Here is a 19,070-nt window from a genome sequence, read left to right on the forward strand (position 1 = left end):
CTCGGTATGTGGAATTTCTGGCAGTTTCTTACGAGAGAACTTAGCGCAGCTCCGGGGCGGGGAAACTATACCCTGCGCCTGACGCTTAGTTGTGCCGTGCTGATCACGCTGTTTATGGCTCTGCAGATCCCATTTTTAGCGGTTGCGCTGATTGTGGTGTTTTATGTCAGTCAGCCTAACGTGTTGATGATCAAACTGGTTAGCGTGGTGTTTTTTATTACGGTCAGCGTTGCGCTTGGCGGGGTCATTCTTATCATCAAGTGGACCTATGATTATCCGTTGATCCGCCTAGTGGCCTCGGTTTTTCTATTTTTCTGCTCGATGTACCTGATGCGGATTCTGGGCAAACTCGGGATGGCTTTTTTTGTTATGGGGTTGGTGGTGATCTACGCTCAGACCTTCCCATCGATGACGAGTCAGAGTGAAGTGCTGGTTCGTTTGCTGCTTTGGCTGTGGGTGGCAATTAATACCGCTATTTTGGTGACGCTCTTGGTGAATGCGTGTTTTCTACAGGCGTTTCCAGGCTACCAGTTTAAAAGTCGGCTCGCGCTGATGTTCCGTGAAGCCGGGTCACTGCTAGCGGGGAACCATGCGGATACAAAGCGACCGACGCTAAAAGATATTGCCGATCAGTTTACCCAACTGCAATCACTGTATAAACAGGCAAACCGTTCTAGCTCTGACATTGCGGCAAGGCCGCAGGCATGGCAATCGATGATGGGGGCTGCGGTGCGCTGCTATCATCTTGCGGTTCTTCTTCAGCCTATGAATAGCGCTTCTGAGAACCACGCACACGCCCAGCAATTATCTGCAATGCTCGGGGAACTGGCTTTGCATCTAGACGATGGCAAATTGCCTGATATTCAGCCTTTTCCACTCACTGACGATATGGCAAACGGCGCTATATTGCGGGAAATATCGACTATCGTTGGCAAACTGGCGCGCGGTGAAGAGGTTCCACTTCCCGCAGGAGAAGTTGAGAAAGAACCCTTATTGGCGCCAGATGCATGGAGTAATCCGACCTATTTACATTTTGCACTCAAGACGTTGCTAGCGACCCTCTTGTGCTATGTATTTTATACGGCGGCTGATTGGCAGGGGATTCATACCATCATGCTAAGCTGCGTTATCGTTGCTCAGCCGGGTCTAGGCGCAACGATGCAAAAAACGTGGCTACGTATCGGCGGTGCGTTAATTGCGACGCTGCTGGCGCTACTGTTACTCGTATTTATACAGCCCTATACGGATTCGATTATCGGTCTATTGGCGATGAGTCTGCCAGTGATGGCGCTTTCTGCTTGGATCGCCGCAGGTTCGGATCGTATCGCCTATGCAGGGATCCAAATCGGCTTTACCTTTTCACTGGCGTTCCTGAACTGGTTTGGCCCGCTGACTAATTTAACCGAACTACGCGATAGGGTGATTGGTATCCTGCTTGGTGTACTGGTCTCGTCAATTGTTCATCTTTATCTGTGGCCTGAGAGTGAAGCGCCGAAGCTCAAATCGAGTTTGGCTCGCCTCTATAATCAGGCTGCGAAGTATCTGGCGGCTAGGGGCGAGGAGGTCAAAATCCTTCCTCTATTTCATGCGTTGGCGACGACGGAGTCGCTTATCAATCGTGTTGCGGCCGAGCCCATAAATACCTATGCCTATCCGTATCCAGAAGTTAGACGGTGGCCGGTGAAGTCTTGTTTTAATCAGGTGCAAGAAGTGGTGCGTTTAAGTGAGGGCTACCGATTGTATGCTCCGCAAGGGGACGATTTCCTCCAGCGTTGTGCCGCTCGGTTGCAGGACTATGCCAACAGCATCGAGCAACCACAGGTAAAAATACCAAGCTCGTTTACGGCGACCGGAAGCGCAGGGAATCCGTTCGGCCCTCCATTGACGGCAGCGCTGGCGATGCTACCACATTGGCATTCTGCAACTTCCGACATTCAGCAACAGGCAAATCAGCAATGAGAAAAATGGAATCCGCGGCACGCTTTTGGCGTTATTCATCGATAGCTTTTGCACTGTTCCTGTTGTCTGGATGCGCTTTGATTCAGGACGATCCAGGTAAAGTGCCGATAGTAAACCCGCAACAGGCGCAGCTTTCACAGGTTATTCATTTGGCAAATAGCGACTGGCCAGCGGCTCGATGGTGGGAAGGCTATCATGATGCCCAGCTCAATATGTTGGTGAACCGTGCGTTACAAAATTCACCGACGATGCAGGCAGCGCGACTGAGGATTTCTCAGTCGCAGTCCACCGTTGAATTAGCCCAGTCGGCGATGGGCATACAGGCCACGGCGGTTGCGGCTCAGAATCGGATGCGGGTGACGAATAAAGAGTTTACTTGGCCTTATTCATACTCTCTGCCAATTGATAAGAACGGCCCTTGGTATACGTTAAATACAGTTGGTGTGGGCGCGACGCTAAATATTGATCTATGGGGAGCTGACAGGGCAAGGGTGGCTGCGGCTATCGGTGAGAAAAATGCCCGTTTGGCAGAGACTGCGGGTATTGAACTGGATATTGCCAGCAGCGTGGCACAGCTCTACTTTGCTATGCAGAGTACTTACCAGCAAATTGCTTTGCTCAATCAGCTGCAAGACATTGCCAGTCTTTCGGTTCAAGCACACGAACAACGAACCCACCGCGGTTTGGAAGACAGCGTTGCTATTGCTAACGCTCGCTCGGAATTATTGGCTGCTCAGCAACAGGTTATTGCGGCCAACGGGACGCTGACTCAATATCGAGAAACGTTGCGAGCGCTGATGGGGGCAGATGCCCATAGTATGCCTGACATTCATCCGGTAGAACTTCCAGCGGTGCAGCAAACGTTGCCAGACTCACTCTCTTTTGAATTACTGGCGCGTCGTCCAGATCTCCAAGCATTGAGCGGTTATGTGACTGCCTCTATGAGTCAGGTTGATGCCGCTAAAGCAGCGTTTTACCCACATTTTGATATTAAAGCATTCTGGGGGTATAACGCGCTTAACGTCGGCGATCTGTTCAAATCTTCATTCCAACAGATTAATTTGCTGCCCGGCTTGTATCTGCCGATCTTTGACGGCGGACGCTTAAATGCCAACTTAAAATCGGTACGTACCGCGAGCAACATTCTGATTAAACAGTACAACCAAGCGGTGCTGGATGCGGTGCGCGATGTGGCAATGAGTTCGAGCCAATTAAACGATCTCAACCAGCAGGTTGCGCTACAGAATCAAAAAGTGACGGAGGCAATGACCGTCACTCAAAGCGCCAGCGCCCATTATCAGCGTGGCCTACTCAGTCGTTATGCGGCGCAAGAAGCGCGTCGTAGCACCATTACTCAGCAACTGCTATTGCTTGATATGCGAGCACAGCAGCTCAGCACCGATATAACGTTGATTAAAGCTCTCGGTGGCGGATATCGTTAATTGAGCGGTGAGATGGAGAATCCATACCTAAGGTCGAGCTGATAATATGGATATGGCCTTATTTGTGAGTCCCCACGTTTTTGCTTTTAGTTAAAGGGTTCAGCCATGCTGATTTTTAAAGCACTCATCTTATTTAGTCTTACTGCGCTTGCTGAGATCGTCGGGTGCTACCTGCCTTATTTAGTGATCAAACAGAGCAAACCGCTTTGGCTCCTTATTCCTGCGGCGTTCAGCCTCATTATTTTTGCTTGGTTGCTCACGTTACATCCCACGGCAGCGGGGCGTACCTATGCGGCATACGGCGGCGTTTATATTGGCGTGGCATTAGTCTGGCTGCGATTTGTTGATGGTGTCGCACTGACGCGTTGGGATATTACTGGCGCCTGCGTGGCGTTAGTTGGGATGGCAATCATTGTTTTGCAGCCTTCTTAGCTGAATTTGCTTTTCGCCCATTGATAAAGGAACTCCGCCATGTCGAATCATCAACATGGCGGTGGGGTTTTTAGAAGCGAATCTCTCCACCAAAGATATAGGTTCTGCCGCGTGCGGTATTGGCCGCGGTGCTTTCATCACCTTGCATTGGCATCATATTGAGTTTATTTAACGCTTCGGAATAATTTTTGTTCATCAGGTTTTGTACGCTGAATTTAAGCATAAAATTACGATTAAACTCATAGGTGCTGTAGAGATCGATAATAGTTGGAATTTGCGGCATCTCTTCTTTCACAATAGCCCCCGTTTTCTCATCAAAATCGAAGTTGGGCGATAGACGACGCGTTTTCCCGGTGTATTTGATCACGCTGCCGACGGTTAAAGATTGGTCGAAGAAACGTAAACCGGTGTCTAGCGTCATATATTTTCGTGGCAACTCGGTAATATCCCCCGCACCAAAATAGGTACTGGCAATGGACGTTGGCTGGTCGGTGTGTTGCTGGCTGTATGCTAATCGAGCAAAAGCATATCCCGCATCGTAGTCCATCTCTAATTCAAAACCTTGGGCGCGAACCAGAGAGTCTGAGTTAACGTAAATGTACATGTTATCGCTATAGTCGCTAACGTCTTCCCAGTCGTTGGCGTTCACTTCCGTCATATTACATTTACGTCCATTCGTGCAGACTAAATAAGATTCGCTGAAAATGTAGTTCTTAATTTTACTGCGATATACCAATGCTTTTAGTCGTAGCGAATCTTCCTTCAGCAATAGGTCTTGGGTATTGATATTAAAACCGGCCTGATAGGTTTCTGCTCGCTCAGGTTTTAAGAACGGATTCATGGATGCGCCGCCGGAATTGGAGAAAAACATCTCCTGAATATTTGGGGCGCGCATCGATTTGCTATAGCTAACGAACGGCTGTAGCCAAGGCGTGACCTGAGCTGAAAGCAGCACTGACGGGTTGAAGCCGCTCTCTTTTTCGTCGACGTTGTATTCCCCTTGAGGTACGCAGGTCACGCGTGGATCGCAGGCCGGTTTGAAACCGCTGATCTTATTCTGAGTGTAGTTAAGATTTAAATTAGCCTGATAGATACCGCGCGTGATTTCTAGTCCGGTATATAGCGCTGAAATATCTTGATTGCCGGAAGGGGCAAACGGATTGTTTTCTATGGATTCTTGTGACGACTGGGGATCGCCTGCGTTTGATTTAATCAACTTATCATAGCGGGTACGCATCAGTTTTCCGCCTAGGCTAAAGGCGAGATCGTTATTACCTAGCGTGAAACGGCTGGTGTTATTGATATCGAGTGCATTGGAGCGGTTACGTGCCGAGGTACTGTAAAACGTATAAAGCGAGCCATCTTGGTATTGCTGTTCGCTGCGGCTGGTACTGGCAGTAACATTTAAATCAATTAATTCAGAGAACGGTGAGTAGTGATATTTAATATAGTAATCATCGCTGGTGATATCACGGCGTGAAAACTTATTCTGATAGGTACGAGCAGAAAGTTCGAAGCTTGTAAACTCGTTAGGCTTAATATCAACTTTATATAACTGGGATTTAGGGTTTTGCTTCATGAATTTGTCGTAGCCAAATTCTTCGCTATTAATTCCATCACCGTTATCAAAGTTGGAATAGACCGAGCTGCCGCTGATCGCTGCCATTGCACCAAAGCTTCCGGTATCGGTAAAGGCATTGGTTTTGCCTGCGGCGGCAATCATGCCACTGCGGCCAATGCCGTTACTGCCTACAGAGAATCGTGAGCGAACGCCAAAAGGATTACCGGTAAAGACGACATCATCGACGCCGATGGTACGCAGGTTTGCGCTTCCTGCTAACGCATTGACGCCAGAAGAACCACTGCTGTCTCCGCGTGTAACGTCAACACCCACCAAGAAGTTGGGATCAATGAGCACGCCAGCCATGCTGTTGGTTGAACCATGTATGGCAGTACCCGAGGTTGAAGTGCCGTAGAAGCTCTGTGTAATGCCATCGACCATGGTATTCACTCGGCCAAATCCGCTCATGCCGCGGATATTGACGCTTACCGAGCCCTGGCCCGGATCGATCTGGGTATAGGTGCCGGGCATACTGCGCAGCGTGGAGTCTAATGATTCCAGATTTTTGTCCGTGGCTCGTGAGCTGGTGGCTCCGGGTTTATCGAGTGCTTCTTGCTCACTGGTCATTTTCCCCGCGGAAACATTGAGTGGGGAAAATACCGCTGAGCCTTTTTTATCTCCGCTGGTTTCTTCGTTGGTTGATTGTGCATATGCGCCCGCGCTGAGCAATACCATGCCTGAGCCGATCAAGCCGGCTATTTTATTAAGTTTCATAAACACCCTTAGAAGTATCACAATGTACAAATCAATTTATTTTTATTTTGTTGCAGCTACTGCTGCCGATCCGCGGCCAAAATAAAGCTGTATTCCAGCGCGGTATTTTCCAAACGTTTAAGCCGTCCTGATTTTCCTCCGTGGCCAGCTTGCATATCTGTTAACAGCAATATTTTTCCTGAACCCAATTGATTAGCGCGCAGCTTGGCGACCCATTTAGCGGGTTCCCAATATTGCACCTGTGAATCATGTAAACCGGTAGTTACTAACAGGTTTGGGTAATGCATAGGTTTAATGTTGTCGTAGGGGCTGTAGGATTTCATTCGCTGGTAGTCAGCCAGAAGGTGTGGGTTTCCCCACTCTTCATATTCACCTAGCGTCAGCGGCAATGAGTCATCCAGCATGGTGGTAACCACATCGACAAAAGGCACTTGGGCAACCACGGCGTTAAACAGCTCGGGGTGTTGATTCATCACCGCGCCGACGAGTAGCCCTCCCGCGCTGTCGCCCATGGCGTATAGACGGCCGGGCTGACCAAAACCGCGAGCAACCAAGCCTTGGGTCGCATCGATAAAGTCGTTGAAACTATTTGGCTTATTCGCCAGCTTTCCTTGTTGATACCACTGTTGTCCCAACTCCCCGCCACCGCGTACGTGAACCATGGCGAACACAAAACCGCGGTCTAACAGGCTGAGACGATGAGCGCTAAAAGCGGGATCCATGCTCATGCCATAGGCACCATAGCCATATACCAACAGTGGGCTTTGTTTTGCTTTAAACATTTTCTGGTTATAAACCAATGACACTGGCACTTTCACGCCGTCGCGTGCGGTGATCCAGAGGCGCTCGCTGTGATAATCCGCCGGATGGCTATTTTTAACGTCCTGACGCTTGAGTAGCGTCCGTTGCCCACTGTTCAAATCCCATGCATAGGTGCTGGTTGGCGTGGTCATGGATGAGTAGCCGTAACGCAACTGATGGGTTTGCGGATCGGGGTTGTAGCCTAACCAAGCCATGTAACTGGCGTCGTCGAAATCCAGCGTTTGCTCGGCGTGGGTTTTCCAATTGATCTTACGAATCTGGCTCAACCCATCACGGCGTTCAGCAACCACCAGCCAGTTCTGAAACAGGGCAAAACCTTCGACCATGTTATCGTTCTGAGGCGCCACGAGTGGCAGCCACACATCGTGGTTGTTCTTGGCCTGATATAAACCAAAATTGGCATTTTCATGGTTGGATCGTAGATAAAACGTGGAGTTAAAGTGATCGAGGTAATACTCCACGCCTTGGCGACGGGCGGCAAACAGCACGGGCTGTGCGTCTGGATGATCGGCATCCAACAGATGTACTTCCGACGTTGTGTTTGAGCCGAGCGTTATTGCTAAATAGCGATCTGACGTTAGGCGCGACAGGGTGAGGTAAAACGCACCGTCATTTTCCTGATAGATCAAACGATCTTGCGCCAAAGGCGTTCCTATCCGATGTTGATACACCTGATAGGGCATTAGCGTTTGCGGATGATTGCGCACATAAAAAAGCGAGCTGCCGTCATTGGACCACAGCATGTTACCGGACGTATTTTCAATGACATCGGTTAGCCACGCTCCGTTGTGCAGATTTCGCAGCGACAGGCGATATTGGCGTCGCCCCTGAAAATCCTCGGCGACGGCCATCATATGATTATCTTGGCTAATGGCTATGCCACCCAAACGGTAATAAGCATGCCCCGCGGCACGCTGATTACCATCGAGCAACGTTTGCCAAATTAGCTTGCCGCCTAGGGGTTGGCGTTGGGTAAGCGCAAAATCTTTTCCGGCCAGATAGACATCCTGATAGCGATAGCCATTGCGTTGATAGGGAACGGAGCTATCTTCAGGCTTCATGCGAGAAACCATTTCCTGATACAGCGTTTCTCGCAGCGCTTGATAAGGCCGTAGGACGGCATCGGCATACTGATTTTCAGCCTGTAAATAGCGCAGTACTTTTGGCTCGCTACGGCTGTCATCGCGCAACCAAAAGTAGTTGTCTATGCGTCGGTCATTGTGTTCGGTAAGCACCTTCGGCACGACAGCAGCCACAGGCGGTTGAGGTTCGGCGGCGGTCTGCCAAGACAATATCGTTGCTAGCAGGGCTAGCAAAGCGTGATGCCATGATCTGAACATGGTTGATCCTTTTGGTTCTACGGGCGAAAAGGTGCCCTGCCGGAGTATTTCCAGCATCGAAAATGGAATAGGTTTTTGGCCGTGTGAGCAGCGCTAACTCATGGTTGTCTGAGCTCGTTCAAGTCGAAATTGATGGGCATGGTTACGCTATATCGCCCATCGCTTAATATCTCAGCCGGAGGCTTAGGCAGCGGTTGAGCACGCTCCAATACGGCTAGTGCTTCGCGATCTAACGAAATCGTCCCCGATGATGTATGGAGCTGATTACCTTGCACTCGCCCTGAGGCATTGACGGTAAACGTCACTATGGCTTGCCCGGTTCTGGCACGACGGCGTGCATCCGTGGGATATTTTTTATAACGATTCAGATGGCCTTTGACCAAGCTTTCCCATGTCACTTTTTCGCTGTTATGGCGGCTAGCATCGCTATTAAAGGGGGCTGCGATGCGTGACGATAGCGTGTTGGCCTGTGGCGCAGCATTGCTTGCCACCGCAGCCTGACTCGCGTCGCTGGTTTGGTCTTTTATCTTGCGCACCGGACGTGGTTTTTTCTTTTCACCCTCGGTCGATTTTTTCTGCTTAGCCACTTCGATTTTGGCATCTTTAGCCAGAACAAGCTTCGGCTGCTCCTTATCTTCTGCCTGCTGTTTCTCTTCGGCTGCCGCAGATTGCTGTTGCTGAGCGATACCGATAGGAAGCGGAAGTGGAGAGGCTGGCGCTTCAATGGCCTCTGACCACTGCAACATCACTGCTGGAGGTGGCTGGTAAGGCTGATAGGCATCGGCATTACGCCAGACTAGTGCCAGCAAAATCAGACCGTGTAGGGTCAGTGTAAAAACAAACCAGCGGCCCCATTTAGGTTGCGTACTGTAGAGAATATCCATCATAACCCCGCGAGTGAGTTAGCCTCTGGCAGTGGTACGTACCAAACGTAGTCGGCCTGGGCGAAGGTGATATTCATCCCCGTTTCTGCCAGCATCAAAACGACGGGGCGTGACGCAGGGGCTAAATCTTGCATGTGCAAAGGAACCCCCATCTGTTTTGCCGCATGATACCCACCGGCGATCAGCAGGGCAGGAGCCGGTGCTGCCAGTAACTGTTGTGCCATAAAACGGTCGCGCTGCTGCTGAATCGCTAACATGGCGTTGAGCTGTGTTTGATCGATTTTTCCATCATGCATGTTAGTGATGGTTTCTCGTATGGCGTTTTGGACGTCAGGTGCGGTCGAGATTTTTCCAACGGGAATACGTGGGTTTTTGTATAAATCCTGCACCCGATCACGGTTGATATTGGCGACCAAAAGCGGGTAGGGCGCGCGCAAGGCTTGCATTACAACACCGTGATACATCTCCCACGGCCAGCCTTGTTCCCAACTGAGTAAGTGTTGAATACGTCCTTCGCGTACCATGGGATCGTCTTTTAGCCATTGCTTTAGCTGATCCACACGCGGCTGTTGATTAGCCGTCAGCATTTCTAGGAGCACACTACCCTGTGGGCGCTGTTGGGGCAGGTTTTTCATCAGCCACATTTCAATCAGGTGGTGTTTCTCATTATCGTGTTTTTCACCCACGATGAGCCGTGGTGCGCTCGCTAACTGTGTGAGCAGTTGTTGGCTGGTGAGGCTATCTCCACTGCGTAAATCGATGATTTTGCCCGTGGTTTCAATCTCTTTCAGCGCCGATGGGCGTGAGGGAAGTGTCAATGTTGGTTGGCTGCATGCACTGAGTGCTAATGTGGCTAATATAATCAAAGACTTAAGGCTAAATTTTGTGCTCATTGTTTTGCCTAATGCGGCGAGTCATCACCGCTATTCTTGATAATTAAACGAAAATTAGGATGTTGCAGATTCCAGACTGACCAACCCTACCTTGAGATAACCCGCGTTACGCAGCGCATCCATGACAGACATCAGAGTGGCGTAGTCCACGGCCTGATCGGCCTGTAGGAAGATCGTGGTGTCTTTATCCGCCTTTGTCTGCTCATCGAGCTGCGCGCTGAGGTTATCGCTGGTGGTCAGCGTGTCACCAAGATAGAGCTGCTTATCCGCTTTAATCGTTAGGTATACCGGTTTATCTGGGCGTGGCTGCGGCTGAGCCGAAGAGGCCGGTAAATTAACGCGGATGTCCACGGTGGCCAGAGGTGCCGCCACCATAAAAATAATCAGTAGAACCAGCATCACATCGATGAAAGGTGTGACGTTGATATCGTGGAGTTCTGCGTTATCGTCAGAGCCGCCGTTGGCATAATCATTGATTTGCAGTGCCATAGGTTTTTACCCTTGATGCTGGTTGGCGGCGTTCAAATCCAGATCGCGGCTTAGCAGCAAGAGCACTTGCGCAGCGGCGTCTCCCACCTGTGCTCGGTGTTCGCCGATCAGACGGTTGAACAGGTTATAAATGACCACGGCAGGAATGGCGGCAATTAGACCCATTGCGGTGGCGAGCAATGCCTCGGCAATACCTGGGGCAACTACGGCTAGATTGGTTGTTTGTGAATGGGCAATACCGATAAAGCTATTCATAATGCCCCAAACAGTGCCAAAGAGACCGATAAACGGAGCTACGGCACCGATGGTGGCTAAATAGCCGTTGCCTTTCGCGAGTGAACGTCCATACGCCGCCACTCGGCGATCGAGGCGGAAATTAGCGCGGTCTTTAATTCCGTTGAGATCCAGCATCTGTGCAGAGAGCTGCTTTTCATCCTGTGCATCGTTGAGTAGAGCAGCACTGATGCTGTCTTTCTCGAAGGATTGAGATAACTCACAGGCGGTAGTTAATGAAAGTGAGGGAAATAACAGGCGATATTCTTGCTGTAATTTGCGTTTGGCGCGCAGTAAGACGATGCCTTTGGCAAATAGGATCGTCCAAGTAATGACGGATATCACCAATAAGCCAATCATGACACTTTTCACCACAATGTCAGCCTGTTGATACATGCCGAAAATAGAAAGGTCCAGCGATGAAATTTCCCCTGTTGAAACGTTGGGCGGCATGTTTTCAGCTGTATTAATAAGTGTATCTGCATATGCAAATCCGGCCGTTCCCGCACTCAATAAAATAGTTCCGGCGATTTTTTGCATTGCGCTTAGTTTGCTGTAAAAAGGATGTACCTGTGCCATAAAGTTTTCCGCAAATGCTATGCGGAGCCTCCGTTTTATTTTTTTCATTGGATTGAACTGCATTTGTTGCGGATAGAATGCTAGCAAAGAATGAGATCAAATGATACTCATTATCATTCTCATTTAATTAGTAAGGTAATGATTTTGTAAGTTAGGAATTTATTTAGGTTAATTCATTCGCGTGGGTGTACGGATGATAATGGGTGGCCATTTAAGTAAGGGATGAGTAATAACCATAATAATGGTGTTGGATTTATGGATAAGAATGCGTGAGAATGGAGGATTGTTGTAGCGGGACATGACGTATATAACTATTTCTTTATCAAGAAAAAATTGGCTATAAAGCAGAAGTTACTCTTTATTGAATACAGGGTGGAAAGCATGGACAGCACGAGAACCAAGGCAAATTTGTGTGGGATTTTGGCCATTTTGCTCTGGAGTACTATCGTCGGTTTGATCCGTAACGTTAGTGAAGGTGTGGGTGCCGTAGCGGGGGCTGCCCTGATTTATACCGCAGGCTCGGTGTTCCTTTTTCTTCTTCTGGGATCACCTAAACTACGAGCGTTTAAACCCGCCTATTTGTTTGCCGGTGGCGCCCTATTTGCCAGCTATGAAATATGTCTATCACTGGCTCTTGGCTATGCCACGACGCGCGCCCAATCTATTGAAGTTTCAGTTATTAACTATTTATGGCCGAGTTTTACCGTATTGCTTTCTTTCTTATGCAATGGAGGAAAGTTAAAACTTAGCCTACTGCTCGGGGTGCTACTTTCACTCTTAGGCGTGACTGTCGTGATCAGCGGTGGTTCGCTCACTTCACTTTCCGGTATGGCTGACAATATTATTGCTCATCCCGTTAGCTATATATTGGCGTTTGTTGGCGCTATTCTTTGGGCGGTATATTGTGTCGTGACGAACAAATATGCCAACGGTCAGAACGGCGCGGCGTTATTTTTTGCCCTAACGGCACTATGTTTGTGGATCAAGTGGTTATTCGGTGGTGCGCAGAGCTTTACTATTTCTTTGCACAGCGCGTTTTATATCGCGATGGCTGGTGCTGCAATGGGGTTTGGTTATGCCGCATGGAATATCGGCATGATTAAAGGGGATATTAATCTATTAGCGACGCTGTCTTATTTCACACCTATTCTTTCTGCGTTATTCGCTTCGTTGATTTTATCCTCGTTGCTGCCTGCAACGTTTTGGCTTGGTGTATGTGCAGTAACGGCTGGGGCACTTATCTGTTGGTTATCTACCAAAAAAAGAAAAGCGCAGTAGCTTGCACTCTGCGCTTTTCTTATTGGCAATAATTTACACCGCGACCGCTTCTAGCATGACCGGATGAAAGTGGCGCTTAAAGTAAATAAGCCCGTGCCCGGCTTCGCTGAGGGTAATTTGTTTAATTTGTACCAGATAGACCAGATGAGTGCCGATGGTTTGCACTTGCTCGATTTCCCCTTCCAAGCTGGCTAGCGTGCCACGCAGCATCGGTTGACCCAGAACGCCTTTAGTCCATATGTCCCAGCTAAAACGCTCTTCCATACTGGTTCCCGTCATGCCGGCAAAATGGCGCGCCATCAGCTCCTGTTCATGGTTAAGGACGTTAACGCACAGCTTACCGTTTTCTTGAAATACAGGGTTCATCGCGCTGTTGCTATTGATACAAACCATTAGCGACGGTGGCGTATCGGTTACCGAGCAGACGGCGGTTGCGGTGATACCACAGCGGCCAGCAGGGCCATCGGTGGTAACGATATTGACGGCAGCCGACAGGCTGGACATCGCATCGCGAAAACGCAGACGGTGTTCATTTTCTAAAGACATACAGGCCTCCCGCTACTGAACTATTTCAGCAGCTTGTCTAACATATTAATGTCGTTATTGTTGTGCAGGTGTGGAACTGTCCAGCCGTGCTGGTCGTATTCAGACAGGCAGCGATCGACCATGGCCATCATGCGATCCATGTTGCCGGAGGATTGCGCCTGACGTAGACATTGCAGACGGATTTCGTCTTGACTGCCAGAGTAGTTGATTTCGTATAGCTCATGGCGGCCACCAAATTCACTGCCGATGGCATCCCACATCAGTTTTAAAATTTTGATGCGTTCGACGTGATCCATACCGTTTGAGCCGCGAACATAGCGAGCAAGGTATTTGTCAATTTCGGGATTATTCAAATCACGGGCGCTAGAGGGCAGATATATCAGGCCACTGGTGACGTTGCGCTCAATAATATTTTTGATCTTGGCATAAGCCATCGGTGCCATCACGCGGTAAGTTTGCAGAGCAGCGTGATCTGGCAGATAGGCTCCGTTAACCCATGGTGTTGCTTCGGAGCACATCGAGTCACTCAGTGCCCAGAACATATTACGCCATGCGACCACTTCACCCAGATCGGCCTGAACGCCACGGAATTCAGAGGTTCCGGTACATTCCAAGCTTTTCTTCAGCAATGCGGTAATGAAATCAAGTTTAACCGCTAAACGCACGCAGGCCTGTAACGGGTACATACGGGCGAATCCGCCTTCCATTGTCCAGCGTCGGCAACGGTCGAAATCACGATAAATCAGCACGTTTTCCCATGGGATCAGCACCTTATCCATGACTAAAATCGCATCATTTTCATCAAAACGACTGGATAGCGGGTAGTCATACGGCGAGCCGGTGGCGCCTGCGACCATTTCATATGATGCACGAGAGATAAGTTTGACTCCGTCGGCGTCCATTGGGGCGACGAACATCAGCGCGAAGTCAGGATTTTCCCCCATCACCTGTGCCGAACCGAAACCAATCATGTTGTAGTGGGTCAGCGCTGAGTTGGTTGCAACCACTTTAGCACCGCTAACGATAATGCCTGCGTCGGTCTCTTTTTCCAGCTTGATATAAACATCTTTCACTTCATCAGCAGGCTTATGGCGATCAATCGGTGGATTAACGATGGCATGGTTGAAATAAAGACCGGTTTCTTGAATGCGCTTATACCAGTTGCGGGCGTTGTCCTCGAACTGACCATAAAACGCCGGGTTTGCACCTAGGGCGCTACCGAACGCGGCCTTGTAATCAGGCGTACGGCCCATCCAGCCATAGCTCAAACGTGACCATTCGGCGATGGCATCGCGCTGTTGACGTAAGTCATCGCTGCTTTTGGCGAAACGGAAGAACTTATGGGTATAACCGCCGCTGCCGGTATCAGTTCCCCAGCAGAGTTTATCCTGCATCTCAGGCTTATGCAGTGCATCGTAAAGCTGACCTACTGAGGCGGCGGCGTTGCGGAAAGCTGGATGAGTGGTGACATCTTTTACACGCTCGCCGTAGATATAGATCTCGCGACCATCTTGCAGGCTTTTCAGGTACTCTTCACCGGTTAACGGGCGCTTGTTGTCGGCACGAAAATCTTCTGGTTTCATGTTTACCTCGGAGTAAGGGCAGAGAACGATGGCTGCTCTGTATTAGGCATTCTATCGTTGTTTGTTAATTTATTGTTTTGTTTTTGTTTCTTAATTGAAGCGTTTATATCAGCTTTCGGGAAGATACTTTTGAGGTAATTGCTGGTACTTTTCGGACGAGGAGCAGGGTTTGTCTGAGGAATGTGATCCAGCACAAATTTTGAGCTGGATCAGTGGGAGACGGCAATCTGCTCAGCGCGATAGGCACTCGGTGAACTACCGACTAACCGATTAAAAAATCGGGCAAAATAGGCCGGATCTTTAAATCCGAGCTGATAGGCAATTTCGCTGACCGCGTAGTCGCTGAACAACAGCAGGCGTTTGGCCTCGCGCAGTTGTCGATCGAAAATGAGGCGCTTGGGGGGACGATTGGCAAAACGTCGACACATATCAGTGAGTCGGGATTCGGTTACGCCGAGCTTGTTGGCATATTCTGGCACTGACCAGTGCAGTCTAAAGTTATCGTCAATGAGCTGATTAAAACGCTGAAACACGCGCATTTCTCCACGCATTCCGCATGATGCCTGTTCATCCAGAGGGACGTTCCTGAGCAAAAGGGTAAAAACGGCTTGGGCTAAAAGTACCAGCGTATGTTCACGCCCACCTAAATCGTTGACCGATTCACGCGCAATCAAGGTCCAGTAGTGTTCAAGTGCCACCAGCTCCTGTGGTTTGTCAGACAGCGATAGGCAAATACCGGGCAGATCGAAAGCATCGCGCTTACCGGGATAGAGTACTTCCAGCAGCGGCCAGATTAACTCTTGCCGTACCGTGAGTACGTGACCATCGCTGTCAGGCTCAGTGAAGAACGCATGGGGCACCGAAGGTGGCGTGAGCACAAATAGCGGGGCCTGTACCGAATAGCGGTGATCGTCTAGCTGTAGCTCGATTTGGCCTGTATTCAGGAAGTGCATCTGAAAGAAGCTGTCGTGACGGTGTGGCTTCATATCACGACCAAAAAATGCCGCCATTCGGGCAAAAGACTGATAATGAACGTCGTCTGAGCCCTGTGTTTCGTCATAGTCTTTGCTGATATCGATATTGGTAATTTGGCTCATGGATTTCTCCTTTTACTCTTTGGCTTTTGCTCCCCCAATGCCTCAAGAACCTTTTCATTAGGGGAGCAACAGAAACCTACGGCGTCGCTCTTGGACGTGATCCTTTCATCGGGATCAGCCAGATAATAATGGCGCCGATCACGAGTAGCCCTGCGACAAAATAGAGTCCCGAATTAAAGTTTCCGGTTTGATCTTTCAGCCAACCAATCAGCAGCGGGCTCACTGCTGAGCCAACGTTGCCGGTGGCGTTAATCACGGCGATCCCCACGGCGCGGGCGCGGAAGCTGATCGATTGATCGGGCGTTGTCCAGAAGATTGCCATGGCGCTAAAAGAGCCGGTAGACGCCATTACGATCCCCAGTAGTTGGATCATGCTGTGATCGGTGGCAGACGCGAGCAGCCAGCCTACGGCTGCGAACAGGAACGGAAGCGCGGTATGGTGCTTGCGCTCCTGCATGCGGTCTGAGTGTTTGCTCCACCAAATCATTCCGGCGATGGTACAAAACTGTGGAATGGCTGCCAGCAGACCAATCGTGATATTGCTACTGGATTGGTTAAAGCTCTGCATGATCTGGGGTGTCCAAATGCTGATAGCGCTCAGCGTATTGGTGAGGCAGAAATAAGCCAGCGTATACATCAGGACGATAGGGGTAAAAACTTCGCGCCACATGCTGGGCTGCTGCAAGGCGCTATGGCTACGGGCTCCTTCTGGCTGTACTAACTGGAGATTATCGCTGTCCATCATTTCTTGTAGGCAGTCTTTATCTTCTTTGCTTAGCCACTTCGCTTTAGACGGTTTGTCATCCAAATAGAACCAAACGACGATACCGAGCAAAACGGAGGGAAAACCTTCCAATAAGAATAGCCACTGCCAGCCTTTTAAGCTCATGATGCCGTCGAGCGATAAAATATAGCCGGAAACCAGTGAACCGAGCGCAGTGGTGACAGGCATAGCAATCATAAATAACGCGTTAGCGCGTGCGCGAAAATAGGCAGGAAACCAGTAGGTGAGATACACCAGCACGCCAGGTAAAAAGCCCGCTTCGGTGATCCCCACAATCATGCGCAGAACATACAAACTGTGAGGGCCAGTAGCAAACATGGTTGCGGTAGAGGCGATCCCCCATAGCACCATAATTGTGGCTATCCAGCGCCGTGCGCCGACGATGCCCAGCATGATATTGCTAGGAATACCGAAAATTACATAAGTGGCGTAAAACAGGGTGGTTGCCAGCCCGAACATGGTGGAACTCAGTCCGAGATCTTTCCCCATCGTCAAACCGGCGAAGCCGATATTGATGCGGTCGAGGAATGAAAATACAAACAACACGAATAAAAATACGATCAGGCGGCGAAACAGTTTGTTGATAACGCTTTGCTGCTGTGCGGTCAGGTTTTTATGCCGATGAGCTGGGTTGGCCTCATGGGTTACCGCTGATGATGAATCGCTCATTTGTCTTTCCTCTCAGAATGAACTCAGTACACGCTAGCGGGAGCCGGAGGCTCATTACCTTTACCTGCGCCAAACCGTGCCGCTAATGCTTCTGCGGCGCGAGCGAGTAAGGTGGTGTCTACCCCCACGGCGACGAATAGCGCGCCGAGTTTGAGGTAATGTTCGGCCACATCAGGTGCCGCCATCAGAATTCCCGGCGCTTTGTTTGCGGATTTAATCTGCAAAATGGCATGTTCGATGGCGCTTTTGACTTCGGGATGCTGAGGATTTCCGGCAAACCCCATATCCGCGCTGAGATCGGCAGGGCCGATAAATACGCCGTCAACGCCTTCAACGTCCAAAATCTGCGGCAGGTTACGCAGGGCTTCACGGGTTTCGATTTGCACCAGAACGCACATTTGTTCGTTAGCCAACTGCAAATAATCGGGAACGCGATTCCAGCGTGAAGCTCGAGCTAGCGCGCTGCCTACGCCGCGAATTCCCTGTGGTGGATATCGTGTGGCGCGAACGGCGGCACGGGCTTCATCGGCATTTTGTACCATCGGCACCAACAGCGTTTGCGCACCAATATCAAGCAGTTGTTTGATCTGTACGGCATCATTCCAAGACGGACGCACTATCGGTTGGCTAGGGTAGGGCGCGATAGCTTGCTTGAAGTTGGGTCAACACGGTCTGTACGTTATTAGGGGCGTGCTCACCGTCAATTAATAGCCAGTCGAAACCGGCCCCTGCCAGTAATTCCGCGCTATAGCTGCTGCACAAACCAAGCCATAAACCAATCTGCGGGCGCCCTTCTTTGAGGGCTTGTTTAAAGCTGTTATGTAGGGAGGCTGAGGACATGACATTTTCCTTATACAAAGCGGCAGCTAATGCAGCCCATATTGCCGTAGTCAACGTGGAAGGTATCACCGCGACGCGCCGGAACAGGTCGAGTGAAGGAGCCCCCCAGAATGATTTGTCCTGCCTCAAGCTGAACATCGTGGGCGGCCAGTTTGTTTGCCAGCCAAGCCACGCCGTTGGCCGGATGATTAAGCACCGCAGCGGCGACGCCCGATTCTTCAATCACACCGTTGCGATACATCAGCGCGCTAATCCAACGGAGATCGAGTTCATCCGGCTTAATTGGGCGACCGCCAAGAATCACACCGGCGTTGGCGGCGTTATCTGAGATGGTGTCGAATACCTTGCGCGGACGCTGGGTTTCGGGGTCAATGTTGTGGCAACGTGCGTCAATCAACTCCAGTGCAGGGATGACGTAATCCGTTGCGTTGTAGACGTCAAACAGCGTGCAGTTGGGGCCTCGGAGCGGTTTTGCTAAAACGAATGCCAGCTCGACCTCAATACGTGGCACGATGAAGTTGTCGATGGGAATATCGCTACCGTCTTGGAAGAACATGTCATCGAGCAGAGCGCCATAGTCGGGTTCGCTAATCTGTGAGCTAGCCTGCATCGCTTTGGATGTTAGGCCGATCTTGTGACCCTTGAGTACACGCCCTTGGTCGATTTTCAGATCAACCCACTGACGCTGGATCGCATAGGCATCTTCAATTGTGATCTGCGGGTGATCGAGTGAAATTTGGCGGATCTGCTCACGGCTTTGCTCAGCCCGATGTAGGCGATGCGCGATCTGGCTGATTGTTGCTTTATCTAACATTGCGTTTTTTG

The 19,070-nt window shown here is 50.0% G+C and carries 15 protein-coding genes and 1 pseudogene; 4 read left to right on the forward strand and 12 right to left on the reverse strand.

Annotated features, from left to right (window positions below; translation table 11 throughout):
* The first annotated feature begins 6 nt into the window (after nucleotides 1-6).
* The 3 genes from M988_RS04705 to M988_RS04715 all read left to right on the forward strand — a co-directional run bounded on the left by M988_RS04705 (nucleotide 7) and on the right by M988_RS04715 (nucleotide 3,833).
* Nucleotides 7-1,959 (forward strand): FUSC family protein, encoded by a 1,953-nt coding sequence (locus M988_RS04705; protein WP_064573065.1) that lies wholly within the window; start codon nucleotides 7-9, stop codon nucleotides 1,957-1,959.
* A gap of 5 nt (nucleotides 1,960-1,964) precedes the next feature.
* Nucleotides 1,965-3,401 (forward strand): MdtP family multidrug efflux transporter outer membrane subunit, encoded by a 1,437-nt coding sequence (locus M988_RS04710; protein WP_008814429.1) that lies wholly within the window; start codon nucleotides 1,965-1,967, stop codon nucleotides 3,399-3,401.
* Nucleotides 3,402-3,512: 111 nt separating this feature from the next.
* A complete protein-coding gene (locus M988_RS04715; RefSeq protein ID WP_367882867.1) occupies nucleotides 3,513-3,833 on the forward strand; it encodes a YnfA family protein in 321 nt (106 codons plus the stop codon).
* Between the two features lie 70 nt (nucleotides 3,834-3,903).
* Here the strand turns inward: M988_RS04715 and M988_RS04720 are convergent, their stop codons facing one another.
* The 6 genes from M988_RS04720 to exbB form a co-directional block, all read right to left on the reverse strand.
* Nucleotides 3,904-6,168: a TonB-dependent receptor domain-containing protein gene (locus M988_RS04720; protein WP_061059693.1), complete on the reverse strand. Its 2,265-nt coding sequence runs from the start codon at nucleotides 6,166-6,168 to the stop codon at nucleotides 3,904-3,906.
* 56 nt (nucleotides 6,169-6,224) lie between these two features.
* Complete coding sequence (locus M988_RS04725; RefSeq protein ID WP_156518153.1) at nucleotides 6,225-8,330, reverse strand: S9 family peptidase; 2,106 nt, start codon at nucleotides 8,328-8,330, stop codon at nucleotides 6,225-6,227.
* A gap of 98 nt (nucleotides 8,331-8,428) precedes the next feature.
* Entirely contained in the window at nucleotides 8,429-9,217 is a 789-nt protein-coding gene (locus M988_RS04730) for a TonB family protein (protein ID WP_064573070.1), read from the reverse strand.
* On the reverse strand, nucleotides 9,214-10,107 hold the full coding sequence (locus tag M988_RS04735; protein WP_064573072.1) for a ChaN family lipoprotein: 894 nt from the start codon (nucleotides 10,105-10,107) through the stop codon (nucleotides 9,214-9,216). The genes M988_RS04730 and M988_RS04735 overlap by 4 nt, the downstream gene beginning before the upstream one ends.
* A gap of 54 nt (nucleotides 10,108-10,161) precedes the next feature.
* Nucleotides 10,162-10,596, reverse strand: a complete 435-nt coding sequence (gene exbD / locus M988_RS04740; RefSeq protein WP_064573074.1) for a TonB system transport protein ExbD — start codon at nucleotides 10,594-10,596, stop codon at nucleotides 10,162-10,164.
* Nucleotides 10,597-10,602: 6 nt separating this feature from the next.
* Nucleotides 10,603-11,448, reverse strand: a complete 846-nt coding sequence (exbB, locus tag M988_RS04745) for a tonB-system energizer ExbB (RefSeq protein ID WP_074388428.1) — start codon at nucleotides 11,446-11,448, stop codon at nucleotides 10,603-10,605.
* Nucleotides 11,449-11,829: 381 nt separating this feature from the next.
* Between exbB and yddG the strand changes: the two genes are divergently transcribed.
* Nucleotides 11,830-12,726 carry an aromatic amino acid DMT transporter YddG gene (gene yddG / locus M988_RS04750; protein ID WP_008814421.1) on the forward strand — a complete coding sequence of 299 codons (897 nt, stop codon included), beginning with the start codon at nucleotides 11,830-11,832 and terminating at the stop codon, nucleotides 12,724-12,726.
* A 33-nt stretch (nucleotides 12,727-12,759) separates the two neighbouring features.
* Here yddG and M988_RS04755 read toward each other — a convergent pair whose 3' ends face one another.
* The 6 genes and pseudogenes from M988_RS04755 to hpaH form a co-directional block, all read right to left on the reverse strand.
* Nucleotides 12,760-13,272, reverse strand: a complete 513-nt coding sequence (locus tag M988_RS04755) for a 4-hydroxyphenylacetate 3-monooxygenase reductase subunit (RefSeq protein ID WP_004095473.1) — start codon at nucleotides 13,270-13,272, stop codon at nucleotides 12,760-12,762.
* A 20-nt stretch (nucleotides 13,273-13,292) separates the two neighbouring features.
* Nucleotides 13,293-14,855 (reverse strand): 4-hydroxyphenylacetate 3-monooxygenase, oxygenase component, encoded by a 1,563-nt coding sequence (gene hpaB / locus M988_RS04760; RefSeq protein WP_004095476.1) that lies wholly within the window; start codon nucleotides 14,853-14,855, stop codon nucleotides 13,293-13,295.
* A 209-nt stretch (nucleotides 14,856-15,064) separates the two neighbouring features.
* On the reverse strand, nucleotides 15,065-15,952 hold the full coding sequence (gene hpaA / locus M988_RS04765; protein WP_064573076.1) for a 4-hydroxyphenylacetate catabolism regulatory protein HpaA: 888 nt from the start codon (nucleotides 15,950-15,952) through the stop codon (nucleotides 15,065-15,067).
* Nucleotides 15,953-16,028: 76 nt separating this feature from the next.
* Nucleotides 16,029-17,405 (reverse strand): 4-hydroxyphenylacetate permease, encoded by a 1,377-nt coding sequence (hpaX, locus tag M988_RS04770; RefSeq protein WP_004095486.1) that lies wholly within the window; start codon nucleotides 17,403-17,405, stop codon nucleotides 16,029-16,031.
* A 23-nt stretch (nucleotides 17,406-17,428) separates the two neighbouring features.
* Nucleotides 17,429-18,245 (reverse strand): annotated as a pseudogene (gene hpaI / locus M988_RS04775) (4-hydroxy-2-oxoheptanedioate aldolase).
* Nucleotides 18,246-18,255: 10 nt separating this feature from the next.
* Nucleotides 18,256-19,059, reverse strand: coding sequence for a 2-oxo-hept-4-ene-1,7-dioate hydratase (gene hpaH / locus M988_RS04780; RefSeq protein WP_008814418.1), 804 nt, complete (start codon nucleotides 19,057-19,059; stop codon nucleotides 18,256-18,258).
* Nucleotides 19,060-19,070 lie beyond the last annotated feature (11 nt).

Source organism: Hafnia paralvei ATCC 29927, assembly GCF_001655005.1.
Taxonomy (GTDB): Bacteria; Pseudomonadota; Gammaproteobacteria; order Enterobacterales; family Enterobacteriaceae; genus Hafnia; species Hafnia paralvei.

What these genes read in the sequence shown, in the direction of transcription:
- M988_RS04720 (WP_061059693.1), bottom strand. Translation starts at nt 6,168, where the DNA reads ATGAAACTTAATAAAATAGCCGGCTTGATCGGCTCAGGCATGGTATTG.
- yddG (WP_008814421.1), top strand. Translation starts at nt 11,830, where the DNA reads ATGGACAGCACGAGAACCAAGGCAAATTTGTGTGGGATTTTGGCCATT.
- hpaA (WP_064573076.1), bottom strand. Translation starts at nt 15,952, where the DNA reads ATGAGCCAAATTACCAATATCGATATCAGCAAAGACTATGACGAAACA.
- exbD (WP_064573074.1), bottom strand. Translation starts at nt 10,596, where the DNA reads ATGGCACTGCAAATCAATGATTATGCCAACGGCGGCTCTGACGATAAC.
- hpaH (WP_008814418.1), bottom strand. Translation starts at nt 19,059, where the DNA reads ATGTTAGATAAAGCAACAATCAGCCAGATCGCGCATCGCCTACATCGG.
- hpaB (WP_004095476.1), bottom strand. Translation starts at nt 14,855, where the DNA reads ATGAAACCAGAAGATTTTCGTGCCGACAACAAGCGCCCGTTAACCGGT.
- M988_RS04705 (WP_064573065.1), top strand. Translation starts at nt 7, where the DNA reads ATGTGGAATTTCTGGCAGTTTCTTACGAGAGAACTTAGCGCAGCTCCG.
- M988_RS04710 (WP_008814429.1), top strand. Translation starts at nt 1,965, where the DNA reads ATGGAATCCGCGGCACGCTTTTGGCGTTATTCATCGATAGCTTTTGCA.
- M988_RS04735 (WP_064573072.1), bottom strand. Translation starts at nt 10,107, where the DNA reads ATGAGCACAAAATTTAGCCTTAAGTCTTTGATTATATTAGCCACATTA.
- hpaX (WP_004095486.1), bottom strand. Translation starts at nt 17,405, where the DNA reads ATGAGCGATTCATCATCAGCGGTAACCCATGAGGCCAACCCAGCTCAT.
- exbB (WP_074388428.1), bottom strand. Translation starts at nt 11,448, where the DNA reads ATGGCACAGGTACATCCTTTTTACAGCAAACTAAGCGCAATGCAAAAA.
- M988_RS04725 (WP_156518153.1), bottom strand. Translation starts at nt 8,330, where the DNA reads ATGTTCAGATCATGGCATCACGCTTTGCTAGCCCTGCTAGCAACGATA.
- M988_RS04755 (WP_004095473.1), bottom strand. Translation starts at nt 13,272, where the DNA reads ATGTCTTTAGAAAATGAACACCGTCTGCGTTTTCGCGATGCGATGTCC.
- M988_RS04730 (WP_064573070.1), bottom strand. Translation starts at nt 9,217, where the DNA reads ATGATGGATATTCTCTACAGTACGCAACCTAAATGGGGCCGCTGGTTT.